The following is an 18,969-nucleotide window of genomic DNA, read 5'->3' on the forward strand; positions in this document are numbered from 1 at the left end:
GATAAAACGGCGCCTTCGGGCGCCGTTTTTGTTTTGGGGCAGGGAGACGAGGGCGATGCAGATCGACGGGCAATGCCATTGCGGCAAGATCACCTTCGCGGCCGAGGTCGATCCCGAGGCGGTCTCGGTGTGCCACTGCACCGACTGCCAGGCGCTGACCGGCTCGCCGTTCCGGGTGACGGCAATCTGCGCCAAGGCCGATGTCCGCCTGACCGGCGGTACGCCCAAGGTCTATGGCAAGCGCGGCGACAACGGGCGGATGCGCTTCCAGCATTTCTGCGGCGATTGCGGTTCCCCGCTGTTCACCAGCGGCGAGGGCGACCAGGCCGACGATTGGGGCATCCGCTGGGGCTCGATCCGCCAGCGCGACAAATTGCGCCCCGTCAGGCAGATCTGGTGCCAGTCCGCGGCGGTTTGGATCGACGCGGTGCCGCTGCTGCCGGGGCGCCCACAGGACTGAGGTCGGGCTTGTCGGGCCGTAGCTCGCGAAGCGAGCGAAGGCTGGTGGGCGGTCACGGATTCGAACCGCGGACCCTCTCGGTGTAAACGAGATGCTCTAACCAGCTGAGCTAACCGCCCCACGGCGCTCTCTTTAGCCCTCCGGCGGGGGGAGGAGCAAGGGGCGGCAACAGCGCAGATCCGGCTCATTTGACCGCTTGGCTGGTCTCCAACGTGATATGACCGCAAGGCAAAGTTACTGAGGAGCCCAATGCAACAGCCCAGCGGACACGCAGAGAACGCCGACCAGATCGCCTATTGGAACGGCCCCAGCGGGCAGCGCTGGGCCTATCGCCATGCGGCGCAGGAGAGCTTGCTCGGCCCCATTGCCGAGGTGCTGATCGACCGCGCCAAGCCGAAGCCGGGCGAGCGTATCCTCGACGTCGGCTGCGGCTCCGGCGCGACGACGTTCGCGTTTGCGAAGGCAGTGGCGCCTGACGGTTTTGCGCTTGGCCTCGACGTCTCCGAGCCGATGCTGTCGCAGGCACGCACGTTTGCGCCCAAGGGGCTGCCGCTCGATTTCGTGCTGGCGGATGCCACCGTCTACCCATTCGAGCCAGGGAGCTTCGACCTGCTCGCCTCGCGTTTCGGCGTGATGTTCTTTGCCGATCCGATCGCATCCTTCGCCAACCTTCGCCGCGCGCTGAAGCCCTCAGGGCGGCTCGCTTTCGCTTGCTGGCGCGAGCCGAAGGAAAACCCGTGGATGATGGCGCCGCTGATGGCGGTCTACAAGCACGTGCCCAAGATGCCGCCGGTGGGGCCGGAGGAGCCAGGCCCGTTCGCCTTCGCCTCGGAAGAGCGCGTGACGCGCATCCTCAAGGGCGCGGGCTTCGTTGACGTGGCGATGGAGCCGCATAATCTGCCGATGGATGTTGCGATCGGCGGCGGCCTCGACGCGGCGGTCGACGGCGCCCTTCAGATCGGCCCCGCCAGCCGCGCGCTGCAGGGCCATCCGCCGGAGACCTATGCCGCCGCCAAGGCGTCGATCCGCGAGATGCTCGCGCCGTTCCTGAAGGGGCAGAGCGTGGCGCTTCAGGGCGCGATCTGGATCGTGACGGCGAAGGCGAGGTAGGGCGCAGAGTTCTCTCCGCGTCATTGCGAGGAGCACTTGCGACCAAGCAATCCAGAACTGCCTCCGTGGTGGGAGTCTGGATTGCTTCGCTTCGCTCGCAATGGCGGGGGTAGATGCGAGTGTCCCCTCACACCACATCATCCGGCGCCAGCGCGCAGCCGTTGTCGGGATGCGTCTCGACCTGAAGCGTGGTGTGGCCGATGCGGAAGGTCGTCTTCAACAGCTGCGCGGTCTGCATCAGAAAGGCGTCGTCCGTGCTGGCGGGCATCACGAGGTGGCAGGTCAGCGCCGTCTCGGTGGTCGAGATCGGCCAGACATGGAGGTCGTGAATCGCCGAAACGCCGGGACGCGCGAGCAAGAACGTCCTGATCGCGGCAAGGTCGGTGCCCTTGGGCGCCGCGGCCATCGACATGTCGATGGAGCCGCGCAAGAGGCTGGTCGTGCTCCAGAGGATGGTGGCGCAGATGACGAGGCTGGTGATGGGATCGAGCCAGAGCCAGCCGGTCCAGATGATCAGCGCCGCGGAGATCACGACGCCGAGCGAGACCGCGGCGTCGGCGGCCATGTGCAGGTAAGCGCCTTCGATGTTGATGTCGTCCTTGCGCCCGCTCGCAAACAGCATCGCGGCGAAGCCGTTGATGAGGATGCCGATGCCGGCGACCACCATCACGGTGACGCCTGCGATCGGCTCAGGCTCGCGCAGGCGCAGGATCGCCTCCCAGCCGATCGCGCCGGTGGCGACCAGCAGGAACACCGCGTTCGCCAGCGCCGCCAGGATGGTGGAGGCGCGAAAGCCGTAGGTGAAGCGGCCGCTCGGCGCGCGCCGGGCCGCGATCGATGCGCCCCAGGCGATGACGAGGCCGAGCACGTCGGACAGATTATGGCCGGCATCAGCGAGCAGGGCGGTGGAGTTGCCGATATAGCCATAGATCGCCTCAGCCACCACCAGCGCGGTGTTCAGCGTAATGCCGATCGCGAACGCCTTGCCGAAATTCGCGGGGGCATGGACGTGCGCGTGGCCAAGTCCATGATCATGGCTGTGGTCGTGACCATGGCCATGCGCATGGCTGGCATGGTCATGATGGTCGTGACCGTGGTGGTCGTGGCTGCCCAAGTCTAGCGCTCCCCGGAAGCCGCCAAATCAGGCGCCATTGTAGGCGTTTGGTTCGGCGCGTCACGCCGGAACAGCACGTAGAGCGCCGGCAGCACCAGCAAGGTCAGCACGGTCGAGGAGATGATGCCGCCGATCACCACGGTCGCCAGCGGTCGCTGCACCTCGGCGCCGGCGCCGGTGGCGAGCGCCATCGGCACGAAGCCGAGCGAGGCGACCAGCGCCGTCATCAGCACCGGGCGCAGCCGCGTCAGCGCGCCCTCGCGCACGGCCTCCACGAGGGGCCGCCCCTCGCTGCGCAGCCGCTCGATGAAGGCGATGATGACGAGGCCGTTGAGCACGGCGACGCCCGAGAGCGCGATGAAGCCGACGCCCGCGCTGATGGACAGGGGAATGCCGCGCAGCAGCAGCGCCGCGACGCCGCCGGTCAGCGCCAGCGGCACGCCGGAGAACACCAGCGCCGCATCCGCTGCCGATCCCATGCCCATGAACAGCAGCAGGAACACCAGCAGCAGCGCCACCGGCACCACGATGGTCAGCCGCTTGGTGGCGGAGACCAGCTGCTCGAACTGACCGCCCCAGCCGATCCAGTAGCCCGGCGGCAGCTTGACCTTTTCGGCCACGGCAGCCTCGGCTTCCGCGACGAACGAGCCGAGATCGCGCGCGCGGACATTGGCGGTGACGACGATGCGCCGCTTGCCGTTCTCGCGGCTGATCTGGTTTGGGCCGGGCGTCGCGTCGACGGTCGCGACCGAGGACAGCGGCACGTAGCGCATCTGGGCGAGGGGCGAGGCGGCCAGCGCGGTTCGAATGGCTGTGCCGGAGCCGGCATCCTCGCCGGGCGGCAGCGGGATCGGGATGGCCCGGATCGCCTCGAGATTACCGCGCAAATGTTCCGGCAGGCGGACCATGATCTCGAAGCGTCGATCGCCCTCGAACAGCTTGCCGGCCGACTTGCCGCCGACCGCGATCTCCACGATGCCCTGCACCTCACTGATGCTGAGGCCGTAACGGGCGAGCGCCTGGCGATCGAGCCGGACGGTCAGGATCGGCAGGCCCGCGACCTGCTCGATCTTGACGTCGCTGGCGCCGCGGATGCCGCGGATCGCGGCCTCCACCTGTTTTGCCGCGCCTTGCAGGATGTCGAGGTCGTCGCCGAAGATCTTGACGCCGACGTCGCTGCGCACGCCCGAGATCAGTTCGTTGACGCGGAACTGGATCGGCTGGGAGAGCTCATAGGCGCTGCCGGGAATGTCGTCGGCGGCATGGTCGATGGCCTCGATCACCTCCGCCTTCGGCTTGTCCGGGTCGGGCCATTCGGCGCGCGGCTTCAGCATGATGTAGCCGTCGGTCTGCGCCGGCGACATCGGGTCGGTCGCAATCTCGGCGGTGCCGATGCGGGTGAAGAACTCCTTCACCTCCGGAATCTGCATGATGCGCTTTTCAAGTGCCTTCTGCAGGTCGAGCGACTGGGTGAGGCTGGTGCCGGGAATCCGGATCGAGGCCAGCGCGACGTCGCCTTCGTCCAGGCTCGGAATGAACTCGCCGCCCATTCGCGACGCGGCGATTCCGCTTCCGATCACGATGAGCGCGGCCATGATCGCGACCGCGCCCCGGTTGTCGATGGCAAGGCGGAGCAGGGGGAGATAGGCGCGCTTGGCTGCCCGCATGAACAGGTTTTCGTGCTCGGACACCTTGCCGGTGACGAAGATGGCGACGGCCGCCGGCACGAAGGTGATGGAGAACAGCACGGCGGCGCCGAGCGCCATCAGCACGGTCAGCGCCATCGGCGTGAACATCTTGCCCTCGACGCCGGTCAGCGTCAGCACCGGAAGATAGACCACCGCGATGATCAGCGTCCCGAACAGGCTCGGCTTGATGACGTCGCTCGACCCGCGCAGGATCGCGCGCAGCCGCTCCGAGACCGTCAGCAGCCCGCCTTTCTCGCGCTGCGCCTCGGCCAGCATGCGCAGGCAATTCTCGACGATGATCACGGCACCGTCGACGATGATGCCGAAGTCGATCGCACCCAGGCTCATCAGATTGGCGCTGACCTTGGTCTCGACCATGCCGGTGATGGTCATGGCCATGGACAGCGGAATGACGCAGGCCGTCACCAGCGCGGCGCGGATGTTGCCGAGGATCAGGAACAGCACGGCGACCACCAGCGCCGCGCCTTCCAGCAAATTGTTCTTGACGGTGCGGATGGTTGCTTCGACCAGATCGGTGCGGTCGTAGACGGTCCGCGTCACGACGCCGTCGGGCAGCGATTTGGCGATCTCTTCCAGGCGGGCCGCGACGCGGCGCGCGACCGTGCGGCTGTTCTCGCCGATCAGCAGCATGGCGGTGCCGAGCACGGTCTCCTCGCCGTTGCGGGTCGCAGCGCCGGTGCGCAGATCGCGGCCTTCCGTGACGGTTGCGACGTCCCGGATCCTGACCGGATTGCCGCCGCGCGAGCCGATCACGATGTCCTGGATCTCGCCGATATTGCCGACCTGGCCCGGCGAGCGAACCAGATATTGTTCGCCGTTGCGTTCGATATAGCCGGCGCCGACATTGGCATTGTTGGCGGCGAGCGCCGTCATGACGTCGCGGAAGCCGAGCCGATAGGCCATCAGCTTGCCGGGATCCGGCAGCACGTGGAACTGGCGCTCGAAGCCGCCGATGGTGTTGACCTCGATCACCCCCGGCACGTTGCGAAGCTGCGGCCGGATGATCCAGTCCTGCACGGTGCGCAAATCGGTCAGGGAATAGTCGTGGCCGCCTTGCGTCTTCGCGCCCGCCTTGTCGTCCCTCTTGGCCTCGACGGTGTACATGAAGATCTCGCCGAGCCCGGTCGAGACCGGCCCCATCGCGACATCGACGCCGGCCGGAAGCTGGTCCTTCACCTGCTGGATCCGCTCGCCGACGAGCTGACGAGCGAAGAAGATGTCGGTGCCGTCCTTGAAGACGATGGTCACCTGGCTGAGGCCGTAGCGCGATAGCGAGCGGGTGTAGTCGAGCTTGGGCAGGCCGCCCATCGCGGTCTCGACCGGGAAGGTGATGCGTTGCTCGGTTTCCAGCGGCGAATAGCCGGGGGCGCGGGTGTTGATCTGAACCTGGACGTTGGTGATGTCAGGCACGGCGTCGATCGGCAGGCGCTGGAAATTCCAGGCTCCGAACGCGACGGCACCGAGCGCGATCAGCAGCACCAGCCAGCGCTGCTGCAGCGAGACGGCGATGAGGCGCTCAATCATGTTCGGCCTCGCCCTTGCCCATCTCCGCCTTCACGACAAAACTGTTCTCCGCAACGTAGTGCTCGCCGGCGGAGAGGCCCGCCTTGATCTCGACGTGGCGCGGATCGGAATCCCCGAGCTCCACCGGCCGCGCTTCGATCTTGTCGCCGTCCTCGCGGACGAACACGATGGTCTTGTTCTCCAGTGTCTGGATCGCGCTTTTGCGAACGGCGACCGCGACATCGCGCGCCGCGAGGATCAGCCTTGCCGTGACGAACAGGCCGGGGCGCAGCCGTCCGTCGGGATTTTGCAGCACCACGCGGGCCAATGCGGTCTGGGTCTCGCTCGAGCCGATCGGTGCCATGTAGGAGATCGTGCCCTTGATCTCGCCGCGGCCGTCGTCGGGATCAATCAGCACCTCGTCGTTGAGACGGACGCGCCGCAGATCCTGCCGATAGATCGACAGATCGACCCAGATGGTGGAGAGGTCGGCGACCACGAAAGCCGGCTTCTGCTCGGAGGCGTATTCGCCGAGCGAGATCTGCCGCTCGATGATGGTGCCGGCAATGGGCGCCTTCAGCTCGTAGACGGTGAGGCTCTGGTTGCTCTCGATCGCGGCGAGCAGATCGTCCTTGCCGACCTTGTCGCCGATGCGCTTCTGGATCGATTTGGCAAGGCCCGGAAAGCGCGGCGTCACCTGGACCACGGCCTCCTGATTGGCGCGCAGGATGCCGTTGAAGGCGAGCGTCTCGTTCAGTGTCGCGCTCGCAGCCTCCGCCAGCACCACGCCGGCAGCCGCCAGCTTGACGTCGGAGATGCGGATGCGGTCGGCGCCGTGCTCGTCCTGTTCGACATGGTCGTTCGGCTTCTTCGGTTCGGAATGCTCGGCGTGCTCGGTGGGCGCGACCCTGGCGGGGGCGAGCAGGGAATAGGCGCAAGCGCCGAGCGCGGCGGCAACGATGGCGACGAGAAAGGTGGAAGACGTCTTCATCGTGCGCTCCCCCGCGCCAGCGTGAAGGGGTTGCCGACGAGGCCTTCGATGGTCGCAACGCCGGCATGGAAATTCTGCAGCGCCTCCTGCTCGCGCAGCCGGGCCTGGGTGACGCTGGCCTGGGCATCGAGCACCTCGAGCAGGGTGAAGCGGCCCTGGCCGTAGCCCTGCGAGATCGCCTCGGAGGCTTCGACGGCCTTGGGAATGGCGGTCTCGCGCAGCACCGCCAGCTCGCGCAGCGAGCCCTGCAGCGAGTCGTAGGCGCGGCCGGCGATCACGATCAGCGTGTTGCGGTTGGCCTCGCGCTCGGCCTTGGTCTTGGCGAGGCTTTCCTGCGCCGAGAGGATGTTGCCCTGGTTCTGGTCGAACACCGGGATCGGCACCGACAAGGACAGCCGCACCGCATCGTCATTGGTCTCGTTGAAATGGCGCCAGCCGGCAGCAATGCGCACATCCGGGTAGGGCTTGAGCCGCGCCAGCAGCAGTTCGGCGTTGCGCTGGGCATAGACTGCGGTCCAGCGCACCAATTGAGGATTGGCGTCGATGGCGGCGACCACCGACTGGAAGGTCGGCGGCCTGCCCATGAAGTCGAGCCGGCCGGAGACCTCGCCGTATCTGGCGTTGGGATCGCCCATCAGCACCGCGAGCTCGCGCCGGGCGCTCGCCAGGCTCGCCTTGAAGCGCTCGCGGTCGGCTTTCACCAGGGCGGAGGCGACTTCGGCGCGGCCGGTCTCGGCCGGCGAGGAGGCCCCGGCCTCGACGCGGCGGCGCAGCAGCGGCGTCAGGCGGTCGATCGCCGCGATCTGCTCGTCGAGGATCTGGATCCGCCGCTGCGCACCGAGCACGCTGAGGAACGCGATCGCGGTTTCCGACAGCACCTCGAGCCTGGCGGCCTTGCGCTGGATCGCGGCGACTTCGACGCCGGCCGCGCCGGCTGCGATGCGCGCGTCGCGCTTGCCGAACAGCTCGAAGGCCTGGCTGATCTGGAGCGTGGTCTCGGCCGATTTGGTTCCGCGATAGATGCCGGAGCCGAACGAATTGTCCTGTTCATAGGACAGTTCCGGATTGAGCAGGGCGCCCGCCTGGATGCGTTGACCCGTGGCGATGCCGACGTCGCGCTCGGCTGCCGTCAGCCGCGGGCTCGCGGCCAGCGCGCGCGAGAGCGCGCTCCGCATCGTCAAAGTCTGGGCGTGCGACGGCGCAAGCGCCGATCCGACAATCAGACACGTCGCCGCGCACACGAGGCGCGCGGCCTTTCCCCTGCAAAACATGAAACCGACCTGTGGAGGATGAACCTAATGGGCGCAGAACGCCCGACCAATCCGCTCAGGCAATAGGCTTGGGAGGGGGAGAGTCGGTATCGGGGATGATGCCGGCGAGCCGGGGTGCAGGTTGCGGGCTCGTCGCCGACACAAGCGGCGTCGCTATGGTGGATGGCGCCGGCTGTGTCACCGCCAGCGAGAAGCAGCCATGGCAATGATGTCCGCCGATCGCCTTGTGGTCGCTGTGGCCCGTCGCGGCATCGAGGGCCGTGGCGATCTCCGAGCCGCCGCCGGGCGTGGTGACGTCAATGTCGTGCGCGCCGTGCAGCGCGCCCGCGAACAGATACACGATCGCGATCAGCAAAGAGAGCAGCCCGCGCCAGTTGCGCGGACGGCAAGTTCCTCGGGGCTGGCGGTTCGCGAGCACGACGTCACTCTGATTGCGGTCTGCGCCCGGCCTAGCATGGCGGCGGGAACGGTGTCGACCCGCAACATTGTTACGTCCCGGGAACAATTGCCGCAGCAGCGAAGGCGTGGCGATCGATCCACGCGCCGCTCCCCAATCTGGACGTCCACCCCGATCGCATCTTCGATGATCCCGCCGGCTGCGTCGTTAACATACGGCAGGAGCAGGTGCGGCGATTGCAGACACGGAAAGGCCCCAGCCGGGCTGACCGGCTGAGGCCTTGTGCTCACAATCTTCATCCTTGGGACTCCCACAATCAATTCGCAGCTCGTCCGTTCGTTCCCACTGCTCCCTCGAATTTGGAACGTTCCTCATGCCTCGCGATTAGCGACCAGAAGAAACGGAGGAGGATGGACAATGGACGGACTGATTTATCTGATCGGCTTGATCGTCGTCATCATGGCGATCCTGTCGTTCTTCGGCCTGCGTTGAGAGAGCCGCAATGACCATCGAGACTCTCATGCAGGAAGAAATCATCGAGGGCGGCCTGGAGGGTGAAGCCCCCCGCAGCATCCAGTGGAGCTCGGTGTTTGCAGGCGCTCTCGCCGCCGGCGCGATGTCCTTCATCCTGGTCGGCTTTGGCGTCGCCGTCGGTCTCGGCGTCAGCTCGGCGTCGCCGACATGGCGCGATGCCTCTGCAGCGCTGGCGCTGCTCTCAGGGTTTTATCTGATCATCCAGGCGATCATCAGCTTCGGCTTTGGCGGCTATATCGCAGGCCGCACCACGCGCCCGGCGCCGACGCTGGCGACGATCGAAGACGATGGCGAGCGGCGAGACGGCCTGCACGGGCTGACGGCCTGGGCCCTCGCCGTGCTGGCCGGCGCAGCTCTGCTCGCGCTGCTCGGCGCCGCCGCGATTGACCGGTCACCGATGCGCAGCTCGGCCGGCGCTACGTCCTCAGCCGAGCCTCTACTCAGCTACGAGCTCGACAAGCTGTTCCGCGCGCCGCGTCGCGCGCCCAACATCGATTTGCGGGAAGCTCGTGCCGAAGCGGGGCGCATTCTGCTGACCTCGTCCAGTCATAGCGGCGTCAGCGCTGACGACCGGGCCTACCTCGTGCAGCAGGTCGCCGGCCTTTCGGGGCTGCAGGCCCCCGACGCCGAACGGCGCGTCGATGCGCTGATTGTGGACGCGAAGACGGCGATCAACCGGGCGCGGCGCAACTCGATTATCGTGGCGTTCTCGATCGCGGCTGCGACCCTGATCGGCGCCGCGGTGGCCTGGGCGGCAGCCGTGGCCGGCGGACGCCATCGCGATGGTGAGCCGTTGCCGAACTGGATGGCGAGCTCAAACCGCTTCCATCGCAATCCGCGCGCGATGCCGGTGCCGTAAGAACTGAAACAGCGTTCCAAAGCAAAATGGCCGGGCGCAAGCCCGGCCATTACGAATGCCTGCAAGACGCTTCAGGCCTTCTCTTCCCAGATCATCGCAAGGTGCACGATGGTCTCTACCGCCTTTTCCATGTCCTGCCGGCTGACCCATTCGAGCCGCGAGTGGAAGGCGTGCTCGCCGGCGAAGATGTTGGGGCAGGGCAGTCCCATGAAGGACAGGCGCGAGCCGTCGGTGCCGCCGCGGATCGCGGTGCGCATCGGGCGCAGACCGGCGCGGCGGATCGCCTCGATGGCGTATTCCAGCACGTGCGGGTGACGGTCGATCACCTGCTTCATGTTGCGGTACTGCTCCTTCACCTCGAATTTGTAGGTCGAGCGCGGATAGTCCTTCATGACGTCCTTGACGATGCCCTCGAGCAGGGCTTCCTTCTCCTTCAGCCCCTCCTCGGTGAAGTCGCGGACGATGAAGGAGAGCGTCGCCTGCTCCAGCGCGCCCTCGATGCCGATCGGATGCAGGAAGCCTTGCTTGCCCGAGGTGGTCTCCGGAGAGCAGCCTTCCTTCGGGAGGCGCTCGACGATGGCGGAAGCGATCTTGATCGCGTGCTCCATCTTGCCCTTGGCGTAGCCGGGATGGGCGCTGACACCTGATATGGTGATGGTGGCGCCGTCGGCCGAGAAGGTCTCGTCCTCGACGCAGCCGGCACTCTCGCCGTCCATGGTGTAGCCGAAATCGGCACCCAGCTTCTTCAGATCGACATTGTCGACGCCGCGGCCGATCTCCTCGTCCGGCGTGAACAGGATCTTGATGGTGCCGTGCTTCACGTCGGGATTGTTGATGAAGAAATGCGCGGCATCCATGATCTCGGCGACGCCGGCCTTGTTGTCGGCGCCGAGCAGCGTGGTGCCGTCGGTGGTGATGATGTCGTTGCCGATCTGGTTCTTCAGCGCCGGATGCTCGTTGAAGCGGATCACCTGGCTGGTGTCGCCCGGCAGCGTGAGGTCGCCGCCGCGATAGTTCTTCACCAGTTGCGGCTTGACGTCCTTGCCGGTCACGTCGGGCGAGGTGTCCATGTGCGAGCAGAAGCAGATCACCGGCACCTTCTTGTCGGTGTTGGCCGGGATGGTGCCGTAGACATAGCCGTAATCGTCGAGATGCGCGTCGGCGACGCCCATGGCCTTCAGCTCAGCGGCCAGCACGCGGCCGAGATCCTTCTGCTTCTCGGTCGAGGGCGAGCGAGGCGAATCCGGATCGGACTGGGTGTCGATGGTGACGTAGCGCAGGAAGCGCTCGGTCACGGTGTGCGAAAAGGTGAGGGAGGACATTGCTGGTCAAACCGCCGGGTCAGGGGAAGACAGGCGGTATAGCAGAAAGCGGGCCGCGTTGCGGCCGGAACGAGATGAGATCAGGCTTAACGAAAGCTTGACTCATAGCGTTTTCAAGCGAAGTGGATTCCGGTTCGCGTGAAGGAAACGCGTCAAAACGAGAATCTATATCGCCTCTTTCAGTTCCTTCACGGGGCGGAACGTGACCTTCTTGCTGGCCTTGATGTGAATGGCCTCGCCGGTGGCGGGATTGCGGCCGGTGCGGGCGGCGCGCTTGCGCACCTGGAGGATGCCGAGCCCGACGATGCGGACCCGATCGCCCTTCTTCAGGTGCTTGGCGATCAAATCGACCATGTCGGTCAGGACGGCCTCGGCGTGCTTTTTCGACAGATCCTGGCTTTCGGCGATGTCGGCGGCGAGGTGCTTGAGCGTGATGGTGGCGGGGCCGGCTGCCTTCTTGGCCGAATCCTTCTTAGCCGAATCCTTTTTAGCCAAATCCTTTTTAGCCATGACTGGCCTCCTCGATGGTCCAATGACAGGGAATCCCTGGAAAAGCCGAGAACGCGTGGGATCCCTCTAAGTCGTTCCAGGCGTAGACGATTCGGGCGCGGGCTGACTATGCCGCGAGTTCCCGCTGGACACCTGCAACGGCCCGCAGAGCCGCGAAAGACGTCGAGGAATTCGGGCTAAGGCTATGAGGCGATTGCCAAATGGCCTGAGGGATGGGGGCGCGCGGCCTCGGGGGCGGCGGGCCGAAAAACGGCGTCCGGAGAAAGCGGCATGGTCGTCACCACGTGTCGACTGCTTTTCGCGCCGCCGCCGCTCTAATCCCTGATGGCAAGCGCTGTGGACCGGGCTGTCTCCCAGACCTGCTTGGGAACAGATGTTATTGGAGAGACGTTCGGCCGATAGACGCGCTCTATCAGGTCGACCGATGCGCGGTGAACGTCCCTGACCGTAAGCGCTGCCTGCGCCGACCATGCGATCCAAACGACGACGACCAGCCAGCGCAAATCGCGGCTGGACACTGCGATGACAAGCAAAAGGCCATAGGCGAAGGCAGGCAGCGCGAGATGACGATCCCGTGCGTAGGCGTAGGAGAATAGTGCGCAGCCAAAGGCTACGATGAGAAGCATGACGACAGGTCGAGTCCGCTGTTTCCTCAGCAGAAACGCCATCAAGGCGCTCGATGCCAAGATCAGCGGCGTCTCGTAGCGAAGTTCATGAATTGGTTCACCCCATTTGGCGAGGCGCGTCCAAAGCGCGACGATCTGCGAGGCGATGTTGACGACGTAAGCGTGAATGTCGACCGGACTCGCATTGGCAAGACCCATGCCGGAGCCAATCGTCGCGGCCCTGAGGACGAAATATCCGAGGGTAATCGCAGCAAAGATCAGAGTTGCTCTGATCGGTGCGGAAGACGCGAGGAAGGGGTAGAAGACGAGCAGAGCCAGCCCGTTCTCTTTCATCGAGAGGGCTGCGACGAACAGGCCGGAGCACAATGCCAGCTTCGCGGTGTCGCCCCGATCGGAAAATATGACGGCGAGCCCCGCCGCAAAGCAGATCAGCACCACGATGTGAGGCAATTCGCTCAGCCACACGACCGATCCGGATATGAAGGGAGACCCGATCAGGAAGACGGTGAGCAGCGGAAGCGTTGAATTCGGCAATCCCAAGCGCTTCGCGGCGACCGATGACGTCCAGATCAGCAGGAGGAACACACCGAACTGGGCAATTCGATAAGGCAACAAGTGCCAGCCAAAAGCCGAATGAAACAGCTTCAGCATGATCTCTGCGCCCGGCCGATAGAACGGGCTGCCATCCATCCAAGCTGGGCTGAAAGGGATCTCGGCGAGCCGTTGATTGCCGAGCCTGTGAAGCCAAGCCAGGTCGTCGACGTATTCGAATGGCTCGCGTGTCATGACCAAAAGCAGTCCAGCCAGCAGAATGGCTGTGCCGGCCCACATGATCGCTGTGACTCGACGATCGATCGCGTAGGGGTGAGGCTGGTCTGCCGGCAAACTCAAAGCCATCAGCGCGGCCATTTTTTCAGGCCGGACCAGTCAGGCGGCAAATGCTCCATCCGGTTCCTGACGACTCGGTGGCAGGGGATGCGATGCATCCTCCGGCCGGCCATGGCGCCATGCTTTCGTAGAAGATTCATATGACTACGGGCTCCTGAGCCACATGACCAGTATCAGGGCGCCGAGCCCTGTCCAGATTGGTGTGACCAAAAGCAGCGTCTCGCCGGCGGTAATCGACAGGGGAGTCGAGCGCCGCACGGTGATCCAAAACAACATCAGGCCGAGCGGCACGAAAACAAGGAGAGGCGTCATCGGCGCAACCTATCCAGCACAACTTGCCCGCGCAACGTGGCTTTCGGTGGCGGCTGGAATGGGACCGGATGTCGGGGCTGCCACTTGCTTGCAGATGAAGCCAGGTTCCGGCCCGACAGCCCGAGGTCCGTCGCCAGGGATCGACCTCGGCCGGTGGAGCCTTGATGCGGCTGCAGCGATCATCGGCGCACAACCCAAGTGACCGAAAATCTCACGGCGGCGGCCTTCCCGACACTCCGCTGTCGAGGCTCCCCAGACTGTCATGATTAAGTGTATGATATTCCGCCATTAAATGGCGCGAGAGACGGGGCTCGAACCCGCGACCTCCGGCGTGACAGGCCGGCGCTCTAACCAACTGAGCTACTCCCGCGTGGTTCGCTGAAAGCGCGCGGAACGAGGGGGGACTTAAAGGCGGGGCTGAGTGAAGTCAAGGACGTTGCGCTACCTCGGTGAATCTCCGCTAAGCATTGCTCTGGAAAACGAAAAAGGCCGCCCGGAGGCGGCCATCAGCAAGCCCGGAAGGGGACGCTTCAGCGAATCTCCGAGGTCCCGGCGCTTGTCACCACGACCGGCTTGCCGGCCTTGATCACGTGGGTGGACTGGGCGGTCTGGCTGTAATCGGCATTGGTGCGGGCTGCGATCCCGAAGCCGGCCACCATGATGCCGGCCACCAGCGCCATCACCACGATCTTCAGGTGGGTCGCACGATCAGCAGAGTGAATGGAGTGGTTCATCTGAGCCTCCCGACGGACTTTGCCGCCGTCTATGGGCTCATCTTTTAGGGACCATCTGTTTCCGGATGGTTTCGCGGGTTCCGCAAAATGGTTTCATGTTTACGCCCGCTTGGTTTCGCCGGGCTTGCGGGCGGCGCGGCCCAGGGACGCCCGGGCCCGGCCGAGGGACGGAAAATCAGGGCAACAGCAACGTCAGGGGGGGCCTGTGGGCTGGCGCGCTTTCCGTCTCTTACCTGCCGCGTAATCGCGCCGGCGGCCTGACTTGGCCATGATCGTCTCCATCGCCCGCGAATGCCGGGTGGCCGATCTGCAAGGGAGAGATACGATGAACCGCCGCGCCGTCCTCGAAACCACCTTGCTTGGGACCGCTTTTGCGGCGGCGTCGATAGCCGGCGCGCCGGCGGCGGAACAGCAGGGGACGCGATCGCCCTATGTGACCGCCAGGGATGGCACCAGGCTCTTCGTGCAGGATTGGGGACGTGGCCGCGCCGTGCTTCTGCTGTCGGCCTGGACGTTCGACGCCAGTATCTAGGGCAGCCATATCGCCGCGCTGACTGCGAGCGGCTTCCGCTGCGTCGCGCCTGACAGGCGGGGGCACGGCCGCTCCGAGATGCCGTCTGCCGGCTACGATCTGGACACCCTGACCGACGACGTCGCCGCCGTGATCGAGCAGCGCGACCTGCGCGACGTCACACTGGTCGGCTTCTCGATGGGGACGACCGAAGCGGTCAACTTTCTCGCGCGTCACGGATCGGAGCGGATTGCAAGGCTGGTGCTGGTCGCGCCGACCACGCCATACCTCGTCCGGACCGAGGACAATGCGGACGCGATTCCGAAAGCGATGATCGAGGCCGACAACGCGGCCATCGCCTGCGACTTCGCCGGGTGGATCGCCGCGAACGAAGCACCGTTCTTCACCGCCGGGACGCCCGAGATCACGCGGACCTGGATTCGCGAGATGATGCTGAGCGTGCCGGTGCCGGTCGCGCTCGCCTGCCGCAAGACCATCGCATTCGCCGATCTGCGCAAGGCGGCCGCCGGGATCGATCGCCCGACATTGATCGTTCAGGGCGACAAGGATGCCAGCGCGCCGCTGCCGCTGACCGGCGCCAAGACCGCTGGGCTCATCAAGGGCAGCAAGCTGACGGTCTATGAGGGTGCGCCGCATCCGCTGCCGCTCACGCATGGTGAGCGCCTGCTCGCGGATATGTGCGCGTTCATGGGCGCCTGAGGTCAGCCCGCCCGGTCGATGTCGGCGCGGATGCTCCGTGCCGCCCAGATGAAGAGCAGGGCGCCGACGGTGGTCGTGACCGCTGCCGAGAGCAGGGAATAGCGCACGGCTTCAGTGCCGTAGCTACCCTTCAGCGCGTCGTTGACCATGCCGACCGCCAGCGGTCCGACGCCCTGGCCGAAGCAGGTCGCGGTGAGCGCGATCAGCGCGGAGGCGAGCGCCCGCATGCTGGGCTTGGCCACCGTCTGCGCGATCGCGAAGATCGGGCCGAGATGGAAGCCGACCAGGAACGAGGTCAGCGCCAGCATGGCGACCATCATCTTGAAGTCCTGCGTCAGCATGCACAGTGCGAACACCGGGCCCGCAAGGCCGGAGGTGATTGCGGGCGCCCACAGCTTCCAGCGGTCGTCGCGGCGGCTGACCTGCGCCACCGCGAAGCCGCCGAGCAGAGTGCCGGCCATGCCGGCGAGGCCCTTGAAGGTGCCGGCATAGGTGCCGATCTCGGCGCTGGAGAGATGATGCACGCGCGCCAGGAACGGCGGGATCCAGGCCGCGGTGGCGTAGTTCGTGTAAGTCGTGAGGCAGAAGCCGATCAGGACGATGATGAAGCTTCGCTGCGAAGCGAGAAAGCGCAGCGTCGGGCCGAGCGGCTCGGGCACGAAGCTCTCCTGCATCGCGCCGCGCTTCGGCTCGGAGATCGTCAGCCACAGCACGACGGCGAGCAGGATGCCGGGCAGGCCGGCGACGTAGAAGGCCATCCGCCAGCCATAGTGCTGGTTGACGTAGCCGCCGACGAAATAGCCGAGGAAGACGCCGAGATAGGTGCCGATGGCGTAGATCCCGAGCGCGCGCGGGCGCTCGTTCTTGGCGAAGAGATCGGCGACGATGGATTGCGAGGCCGGAGAGCCCGCGGATTCGCCGATGCCGACGCCAATTCTGGCAAGTGCCAATGAGGTCAGGCTGGTGGCCGCGCCGCACAGCGCCGTCATCGCACTCCAGAACGCAAATGCCAGGGCCACGATGTTGCGGCGGTTGAGGCGATCGGCGACGCGCGCGATGGGGATGCCGAGCAGGGAATAGAACAGCGCAAAGCCGAAACCGGCGAGCAGTCCCATCATGGTGTCGCTGAGCTGGAACTCCTTCTTGATCGGCTCGATCAGCACGTTGAAGATCGTGCGGTCGAGGAAGTTCAGCGCGTAGATGATGGTGAGCAGACCCAGCACGTAATAGCGCCGCGCCGAGGGTTTTGCCGCGGCAGCCGTTTGCACCGACATCTGTGACGTCACATCGACCATGCCTTCCCCCAATTTGTCTTTGTTATCGTTGTCGGTCCAGCCTTGAAGCAGAGGCTGGTAGATCAGCCTTCGCGGATGTAGTTCCCCGCTTCGAATTCCACCGGCGGCGCGCTCGCATCGAACGAGACGCCGATCGGGTCGCGGCCTGCGGCGAGCGCGTCGAGCTGGTCGCTCAGCATCCGCCGGATCAGGAGGATGCCGCGGTCGCTCTGGCCAAAGTGCTCTTCGGAATGAACGGTGACCTCGCCCTGGCCGACCTGGGCCTCGTAGTCACCCGGGAATTGCTGGTGCTCTTCCTCGGTCATGTCCCACCAGAACTTGCCGTTGAACTTCGAGCGCATGCGGCTGATGTCGCCGGAGTTCTTGACGCGGCCGGCGACATAGATGCGGAACGAGCCGTCGTCGATCGGAAGCACCCAGCCGATCGACTCGACGCGGGCGAACTGCGCAACGCGCGGGTTCGGTACCACGCGCAAGGTTGGCAGCGCGGCCTCGCTGACGCGATAAAACACCTTGCCGTCGTCCTGCTTGCGCTCGGAGCGGACAAGGACGCCGCGCGGCGATTTCTCGAATTTCACCTCGGGGATCGAGGCCATCATGTTGGTGAATTGCGGCCCCGAGAACGAACCGTGCAGCACCGGCACGTGATAGGGATCGACCACGTTCTCGAAATGCTGCAGCCAGTTGCAGGGGATGATGGCGGGGCCGCCGCCGCCGATCGAGGAATCGTCGGCCTCGACCTGCTCGCCGTCGTCCATCTTTTCCAGGCACTCGTAAGCCGGCAACACGGGGCGTTTCTCGGCCGAACCCATATAGGCGAAGATCAAGCCGTAGCGCTCCTCGACCGGATACCAGGGCTGGCGCACCTTGTCCTTGAACTGACCGCCATCGGGCTCGCAGGGCTGCTCCAGGCAATGGCCCTCGGTGTCGAACTTCCAGCCGTGATAGCAGCAGCGGATGCCGTCTTCCTCGACCTTGCCGTAGTAGAGCGTCGTGCCGCGGTGGCAGCAGCGGGCGTGCAACAGGCCGGCGCGGCCGTGCTTGTCGCGGAACAGCACCAGATCCTCGCCGAGCGCGCGTACCTTTTTCGGTGTGTCGGTGGCGTCGCTGGTCAACCCGACCGGGTGCCAGTAGCGGCGCAGCAGCTCGCCCATCGGTGTGCCGCGCACGACCGAGGTCAGCTCGGTGCGCGTGTGTGCCGGCTTCATCGCATAGGCCGTGCCGAGATCGCGATCCCGCTGGGTGATGGTCATGCTTGTCCTCCCGCTGCTAGCCCGTGGGCGCGCCGCTTCTTGCGTCTTGCCCATAGTGAAAAATAATTCGATGACAATGTCAACGATCTTCCAAATGCCTCTTAGATGCATTTGATGGAACCGCCCGCGGGCTTTGGCAGGCTTGGACTTCGGGGACGTGGACTTGGCAGGCTTGCACTTGGCAGGCTTGCACTTGGCAGGCTTGCACTTGGCAGGCTTGGACTTGGCAGGCTTGGACTTGGCAGGCTTGGGCTTGGCAGGCTTGGGCTTTCTTGGCAGAGGTGGATCATGAGCCAGACCGAGAGCAGGGGCGGGGCGACGTCGCCCGCAGCTGAGGACAGCGAGCCGTCGGCCCCGATCACCGTGATGCTGTCGTCGCGACTGATGGTGCTCGCCAATCTGCTCAAGCGCGGCGCGATCCTGCGCTACAAGCGCCTCACCGGATTGTCCTCGGTCGAGTTCGGTCTCGTCGCCTCGCTCGGCCGCAGGCCGCCGATGAGCGTGGCGCGGCTTGCCGAGGCCGTGGGCCAGGACAAGGGCCAGATCAGTCGCGCGCTGGCCAATCTGGTCTCGCGCAAGCTGATCGCGAAGACGGCGAATCCGAAGGACAGCCGCGAGGTGCTGATCTCGCTGACGACCGCGGGCCTTGCCGCGCATGATGCGATCGTCGACGGCGCGCAGGAGCGCAACCGGCGCCTTTTGGAAGATCTCAGCGAAGCCGAGTTCTTCACGCTGCTGGGTCAGGTCGATCGGCTCACTGCGATCGCCGCCGAGATGCTCGAGAGCGAGAAGAACGCGCGCTGACCTCGCGCCGCTCTCTCGACACGTTGGATCGCTTCACATGCTGGAT

General features: G+C 65.4%; 18 protein-coding genes, 2 tRNA genes and 1 pseudogene. 6 read left to right on the forward strand and 15 right to left on the reverse strand.

Annotated elements, in window-relative coordinates; translation table 11 throughout:
• Window positions 1-55: 55 nt before the first annotated feature.
• The gene (locus Q0743_RS29980) at window positions 56-460 is read left to right on the forward strand and encodes a GFA family protein (protein ID WP_298245049.1); all 405 of its coding nucleotides are present in this window, start codon (window positions 56-58) and stop codon (window positions 458-460) included.
• 42 nt (window positions 461-502) lie between these two features.
• Here the strand turns inward: Q0743_RS29980 and Q0743_RS29985 are convergent.
• A tRNA-Val gene (locus tag Q0743_RS29985) sits at window positions 503-579 on the reverse strand.
• Window positions 580-709: 130 nt separating this feature from the next.
• Between Q0743_RS29985 and Q0743_RS29990 the strand changes: the two genes are divergently transcribed.
• A complete protein-coding gene (locus Q0743_RS29990; protein ID WP_298245050.1) occupies window positions 710-1,570 on the forward strand; it encodes a class I SAM-dependent methyltransferase in 861 nt (286 codons plus the stop codon).
• Window positions 1,571-1,697: 127 nt separating this feature from the next.
• Here the strand turns inward: Q0743_RS29990 and Q0743_RS29995 are convergent, their stop codons facing one another.
• Genes Q0743_RS29995 through Q0743_RS30015 form a run of 5 tightly spaced genes read right to left on the reverse strand, consistent with a single transcriptional unit; the run spans window position 1,698 to window position 8,576 of the window.
• Window positions 1,698-2,684, reverse strand: a complete 987-nt coding sequence (locus Q0743_RS29995) for a cation diffusion facilitator family transporter (RefSeq protein WP_298245051.1) — start codon at window positions 2,682-2,684, stop codon at window positions 1,698-1,700.
• A gap of 2 nt (window positions 2,685-2,686) precedes the next feature.
• Window positions 2,687-5,917: a CusA/CzcA family heavy metal efflux RND transporter gene (locus tag Q0743_RS30000; RefSeq protein ID WP_298245052.1), complete on the reverse strand. Its 3,231-nt coding sequence runs from the start codon at window positions 5,915-5,917 to the stop codon at window positions 2,687-2,689.
• Complete coding sequence (ihpB, locus tag Q0743_RS30005; RefSeq protein WP_298245053.1) at window positions 5,910-6,887, reverse strand: divalent metal ion exporter adaptor subunit IhpB; 978 nt, start codon at window positions 6,885-6,887, stop codon at window positions 5,910-5,912. The genes Q0743_RS30000 and ihpB overlap by 8 nt, the downstream gene beginning before the upstream one ends.
• Window positions 6,884-8,158, reverse strand: coding sequence for a divalent metal ion exporter subunit IhpA (ihpA, locus tag Q0743_RS30010; protein WP_298245054.1), 1,275 nt, complete (start codon window positions 8,156-8,158; stop codon window positions 6,884-6,886). Before ihpA ends, ihpB begins: the two co-directional genes overlap by 4 nt.
• A gap of 55 nt (window positions 8,159-8,213) precedes the next feature.
• Entirely contained in the window at window positions 8,214-8,576 is a 363-nt protein-coding gene (locus Q0743_RS30015) for a hypothetical protein (protein WP_298245055.1), read from the reverse strand.
• A 481-nt stretch (window positions 8,577-9,057) separates the two neighbouring features.
• Between Q0743_RS30015 and Q0743_RS30020 the strand changes: the two genes are divergently transcribed.
• Window positions 9,058-9,948, forward strand: a complete 891-nt coding sequence (locus Q0743_RS30020; RefSeq protein WP_298245056.1) for a hypothetical protein — start codon at window positions 9,058-9,060, stop codon at window positions 9,946-9,948.
• 71 nt (window positions 9,949-10,019) lie between these two features.
• On the opposite strand, the gene pepT is transcribed toward Q0743_RS30020, so the two are convergent.
• From pepT to Q0743_RS30050, 6 genes are all read right to left on the reverse strand, one after another.
• A complete protein-coding gene (pepT, locus tag Q0743_RS30025; protein ID WP_298245057.1) occupies window positions 10,020-11,270 on the reverse strand; it encodes a peptidase T in 1,251 nt (416 codons plus the stop codon).
• 165 nt (window positions 11,271-11,435) lie between these two features.
• Complete coding sequence (locus tag Q0743_RS30030) at window positions 11,436-11,780, reverse strand: HU family DNA-binding protein (protein ID WP_298245058.1); 345 nt, start codon at window positions 11,778-11,780, stop codon at window positions 11,436-11,438.
• A gap of 314 nt (window positions 11,781-12,094) precedes the next feature.
• Window positions 12,095-13,315 carry a hypothetical protein gene (locus Q0743_RS30035; protein WP_298245059.1) on the reverse strand — a complete coding sequence of 407 codons (1,221 nt, stop codon included), beginning with the start codon at window positions 13,313-13,315 and terminating at the stop codon, window positions 12,095-12,097.
• Between the two features lie 123 nt (window positions 13,316-13,438).
• Window positions 13,439-13,606, reverse strand: a complete 168-nt coding sequence (locus tag Q0743_RS30040; RefSeq protein WP_298245060.1) for a hypothetical protein — start codon at window positions 13,604-13,606, stop codon at window positions 13,439-13,441.
• A 293-nt stretch (window positions 13,607-13,899) separates the two neighbouring features.
• Window positions 13,900-13,976 (reverse strand) — tRNA-Asp (locus Q0743_RS30045).
• Between the two features lie 160 nt (window positions 13,977-14,136).
• A complete protein-coding gene (locus Q0743_RS30050; protein WP_298245061.1) occupies window positions 14,137-14,340 on the reverse strand; it encodes a hypothetical protein in 204 nt (67 codons plus the stop codon).
• Between the two features lie 262 nt (window positions 14,341-14,602).
• Between Q0743_RS30050 and Q0743_RS30055 the strand changes: the two genes are divergently transcribed.
• Window positions 14,603-14,872 carry a hypothetical protein gene (locus tag Q0743_RS30055; protein WP_298245062.1) on the forward strand — a complete coding sequence of 90 codons (270 nt, stop codon included), beginning with the start codon at window positions 14,603-14,605 and terminating at the stop codon, window positions 14,870-14,872.
• An 18-nt stretch (window positions 14,873-14,890) separates the two neighbouring features.
• Window positions 14,891-15,571: an alpha/beta hydrolase gene (locus Q0743_RS30060; RefSeq protein WP_298245114.1), complete on the forward strand. Its 681-nt coding sequence runs from the start codon at window positions 14,891-14,893 to the stop codon at window positions 15,569-15,571.
• Between the two features lie 2 nt (window positions 15,572-15,573).
• Here the strand turns inward: Q0743_RS30060 and Q0743_RS30065 are convergent, their stop codons facing one another.
• The 3 genes and pseudogenes from Q0743_RS30065 to Q0743_RS34325 form a co-directional block, all read right to left on the reverse strand.
• A complete protein-coding gene (locus Q0743_RS30065) occupies window positions 15,574-16,866 on the reverse strand; it encodes an MFS transporter (protein ID WP_298245063.1) in 1,293 nt (430 codons plus the stop codon).
• A gap of 62 nt (window positions 16,867-16,928) precedes the next feature.
• Window positions 16,929-18,119, reverse strand: coding sequence for an aromatic ring-hydroxylating dioxygenase subunit alpha (locus Q0743_RS30070; RefSeq protein ID WP_298245064.1), 1,191 nt, complete (start codon window positions 18,117-18,119; stop codon window positions 16,929-16,931).
• Window positions 18,120-18,198: 79 nt separating this feature from the next.
• Window positions 18,199-18,375: pseudogene (locus tag Q0743_RS34325) on the reverse strand (hypothetical protein); the annotation flags it as partial.
• A 32-nt stretch (window positions 18,376-18,407) separates the two neighbouring features.
• Between Q0743_RS34325 and Q0743_RS30075 the strand changes: the two are divergent.
• Window positions 18,408-18,923: a MarR family transcriptional regulator gene (locus tag Q0743_RS30075; RefSeq protein ID WP_298245065.1), complete on the forward strand. Its 516-nt coding sequence runs from the start codon at window positions 18,408-18,410 to the stop codon at window positions 18,921-18,923.
• The last annotated feature ends 46 nt before the right edge of the window (window positions 18,924-18,969 follow it).

The organism is uncultured Bradyrhizobium sp., assembly GCF_936943645.1.
Classification (GTDB): domain Bacteria; phylum Pseudomonadota; class Alphaproteobacteria; order Rhizobiales; family Xanthobacteraceae; genus Bradyrhizobium.

Excerpts from the sequence above, each read along its gene's own strand:
- Q0743_RS29980 (WP_298245049.1), top strand. The coding sequence starts at position 56 with ATGCAGATCGACGGGCAATGCCATTGCGGCAAGATCACCTTCGCGGCC.
- Q0743_RS29990 (WP_298245050.1), top strand. The coding sequence starts at position 710 with ATGCAACAGCCCAGCGGACACGCAGAGAACGCCGACCAGATCGCCTAT.
- Q0743_RS30000 (WP_298245052.1), bottom strand. The coding sequence starts at position 5,917 with ATGATTGAGCGCCTCATCGCCGTCTCGCTGCAGCAGCGCTGGCTGGTG.
- ihpB (WP_298245053.1), bottom strand. The coding sequence starts at position 6,887 with ATGAAGACGTCTTCCACCTTTCTCGTCGCCATCGTTGCCGCCGCGCTC.
- ihpA (WP_298245054.1), bottom strand. The coding sequence starts at position 8,158 with ATGTTTTGCAGGGGAAAGGCCGCGCGCCTCGTGTGCGCGGCGACGTGT.
- Q0743_RS30020 (WP_298245056.1), top strand. The coding sequence starts at position 9,058 with ATGACCATCGAGACTCTCATGCAGGAAGAAATCATCGAGGGCGGCCTG.
- pepT (WP_298245057.1), bottom strand. The coding sequence starts at position 11,270 with ATGTCCTCCCTCACCTTTTCGCACACCGTGACCGAGCGCTTCCTGCGC.
- Q0743_RS30030 (WP_298245058.1), bottom strand. The coding sequence starts at position 11,780 with ATGGCTAAAAAGGATTTGGCTAAAAAGGATTCGGCTAAGAAGGATTCG.
- Q0743_RS30035 (WP_298245059.1), bottom strand. The coding sequence starts at position 13,315 with ATGGCCGCGCTGATGGCTTTGAGTTTGCCGGCAGACCAGCCTCACCCC.
- Q0743_RS30040 (WP_298245060.1), bottom strand. The coding sequence starts at position 13,606 with ATGACGCCTCTCCTTGTTTTCGTGCCGCTCGGCCTGATGTTGTTTTGG.
- Q0743_RS30050 (WP_298245061.1), bottom strand. The coding sequence starts at position 14,340 with ATGAACCACTCCATTCACTCTGCTGATCGTGCGACCCACCTGAAGATC.
- Q0743_RS30065 (WP_298245063.1), bottom strand. The coding sequence starts at position 16,866 with ATGGTCGATGTGACGTCACAGATGTCGGTGCAAACGGCTGCCGCGGCA.
- Q0743_RS30070 (WP_298245064.1), bottom strand. The coding sequence starts at position 18,119 with ATGACCATCACCCAGCGGGATCGCGATCTCGGCACGGCCTATGCGATG.
- Q0743_RS30075 (WP_298245065.1), top strand. The coding sequence starts at position 18,408 with ATGAGCCAGACCGAGAGCAGGGGCGGGGCGACGTCGCCCGCAGCTGAG.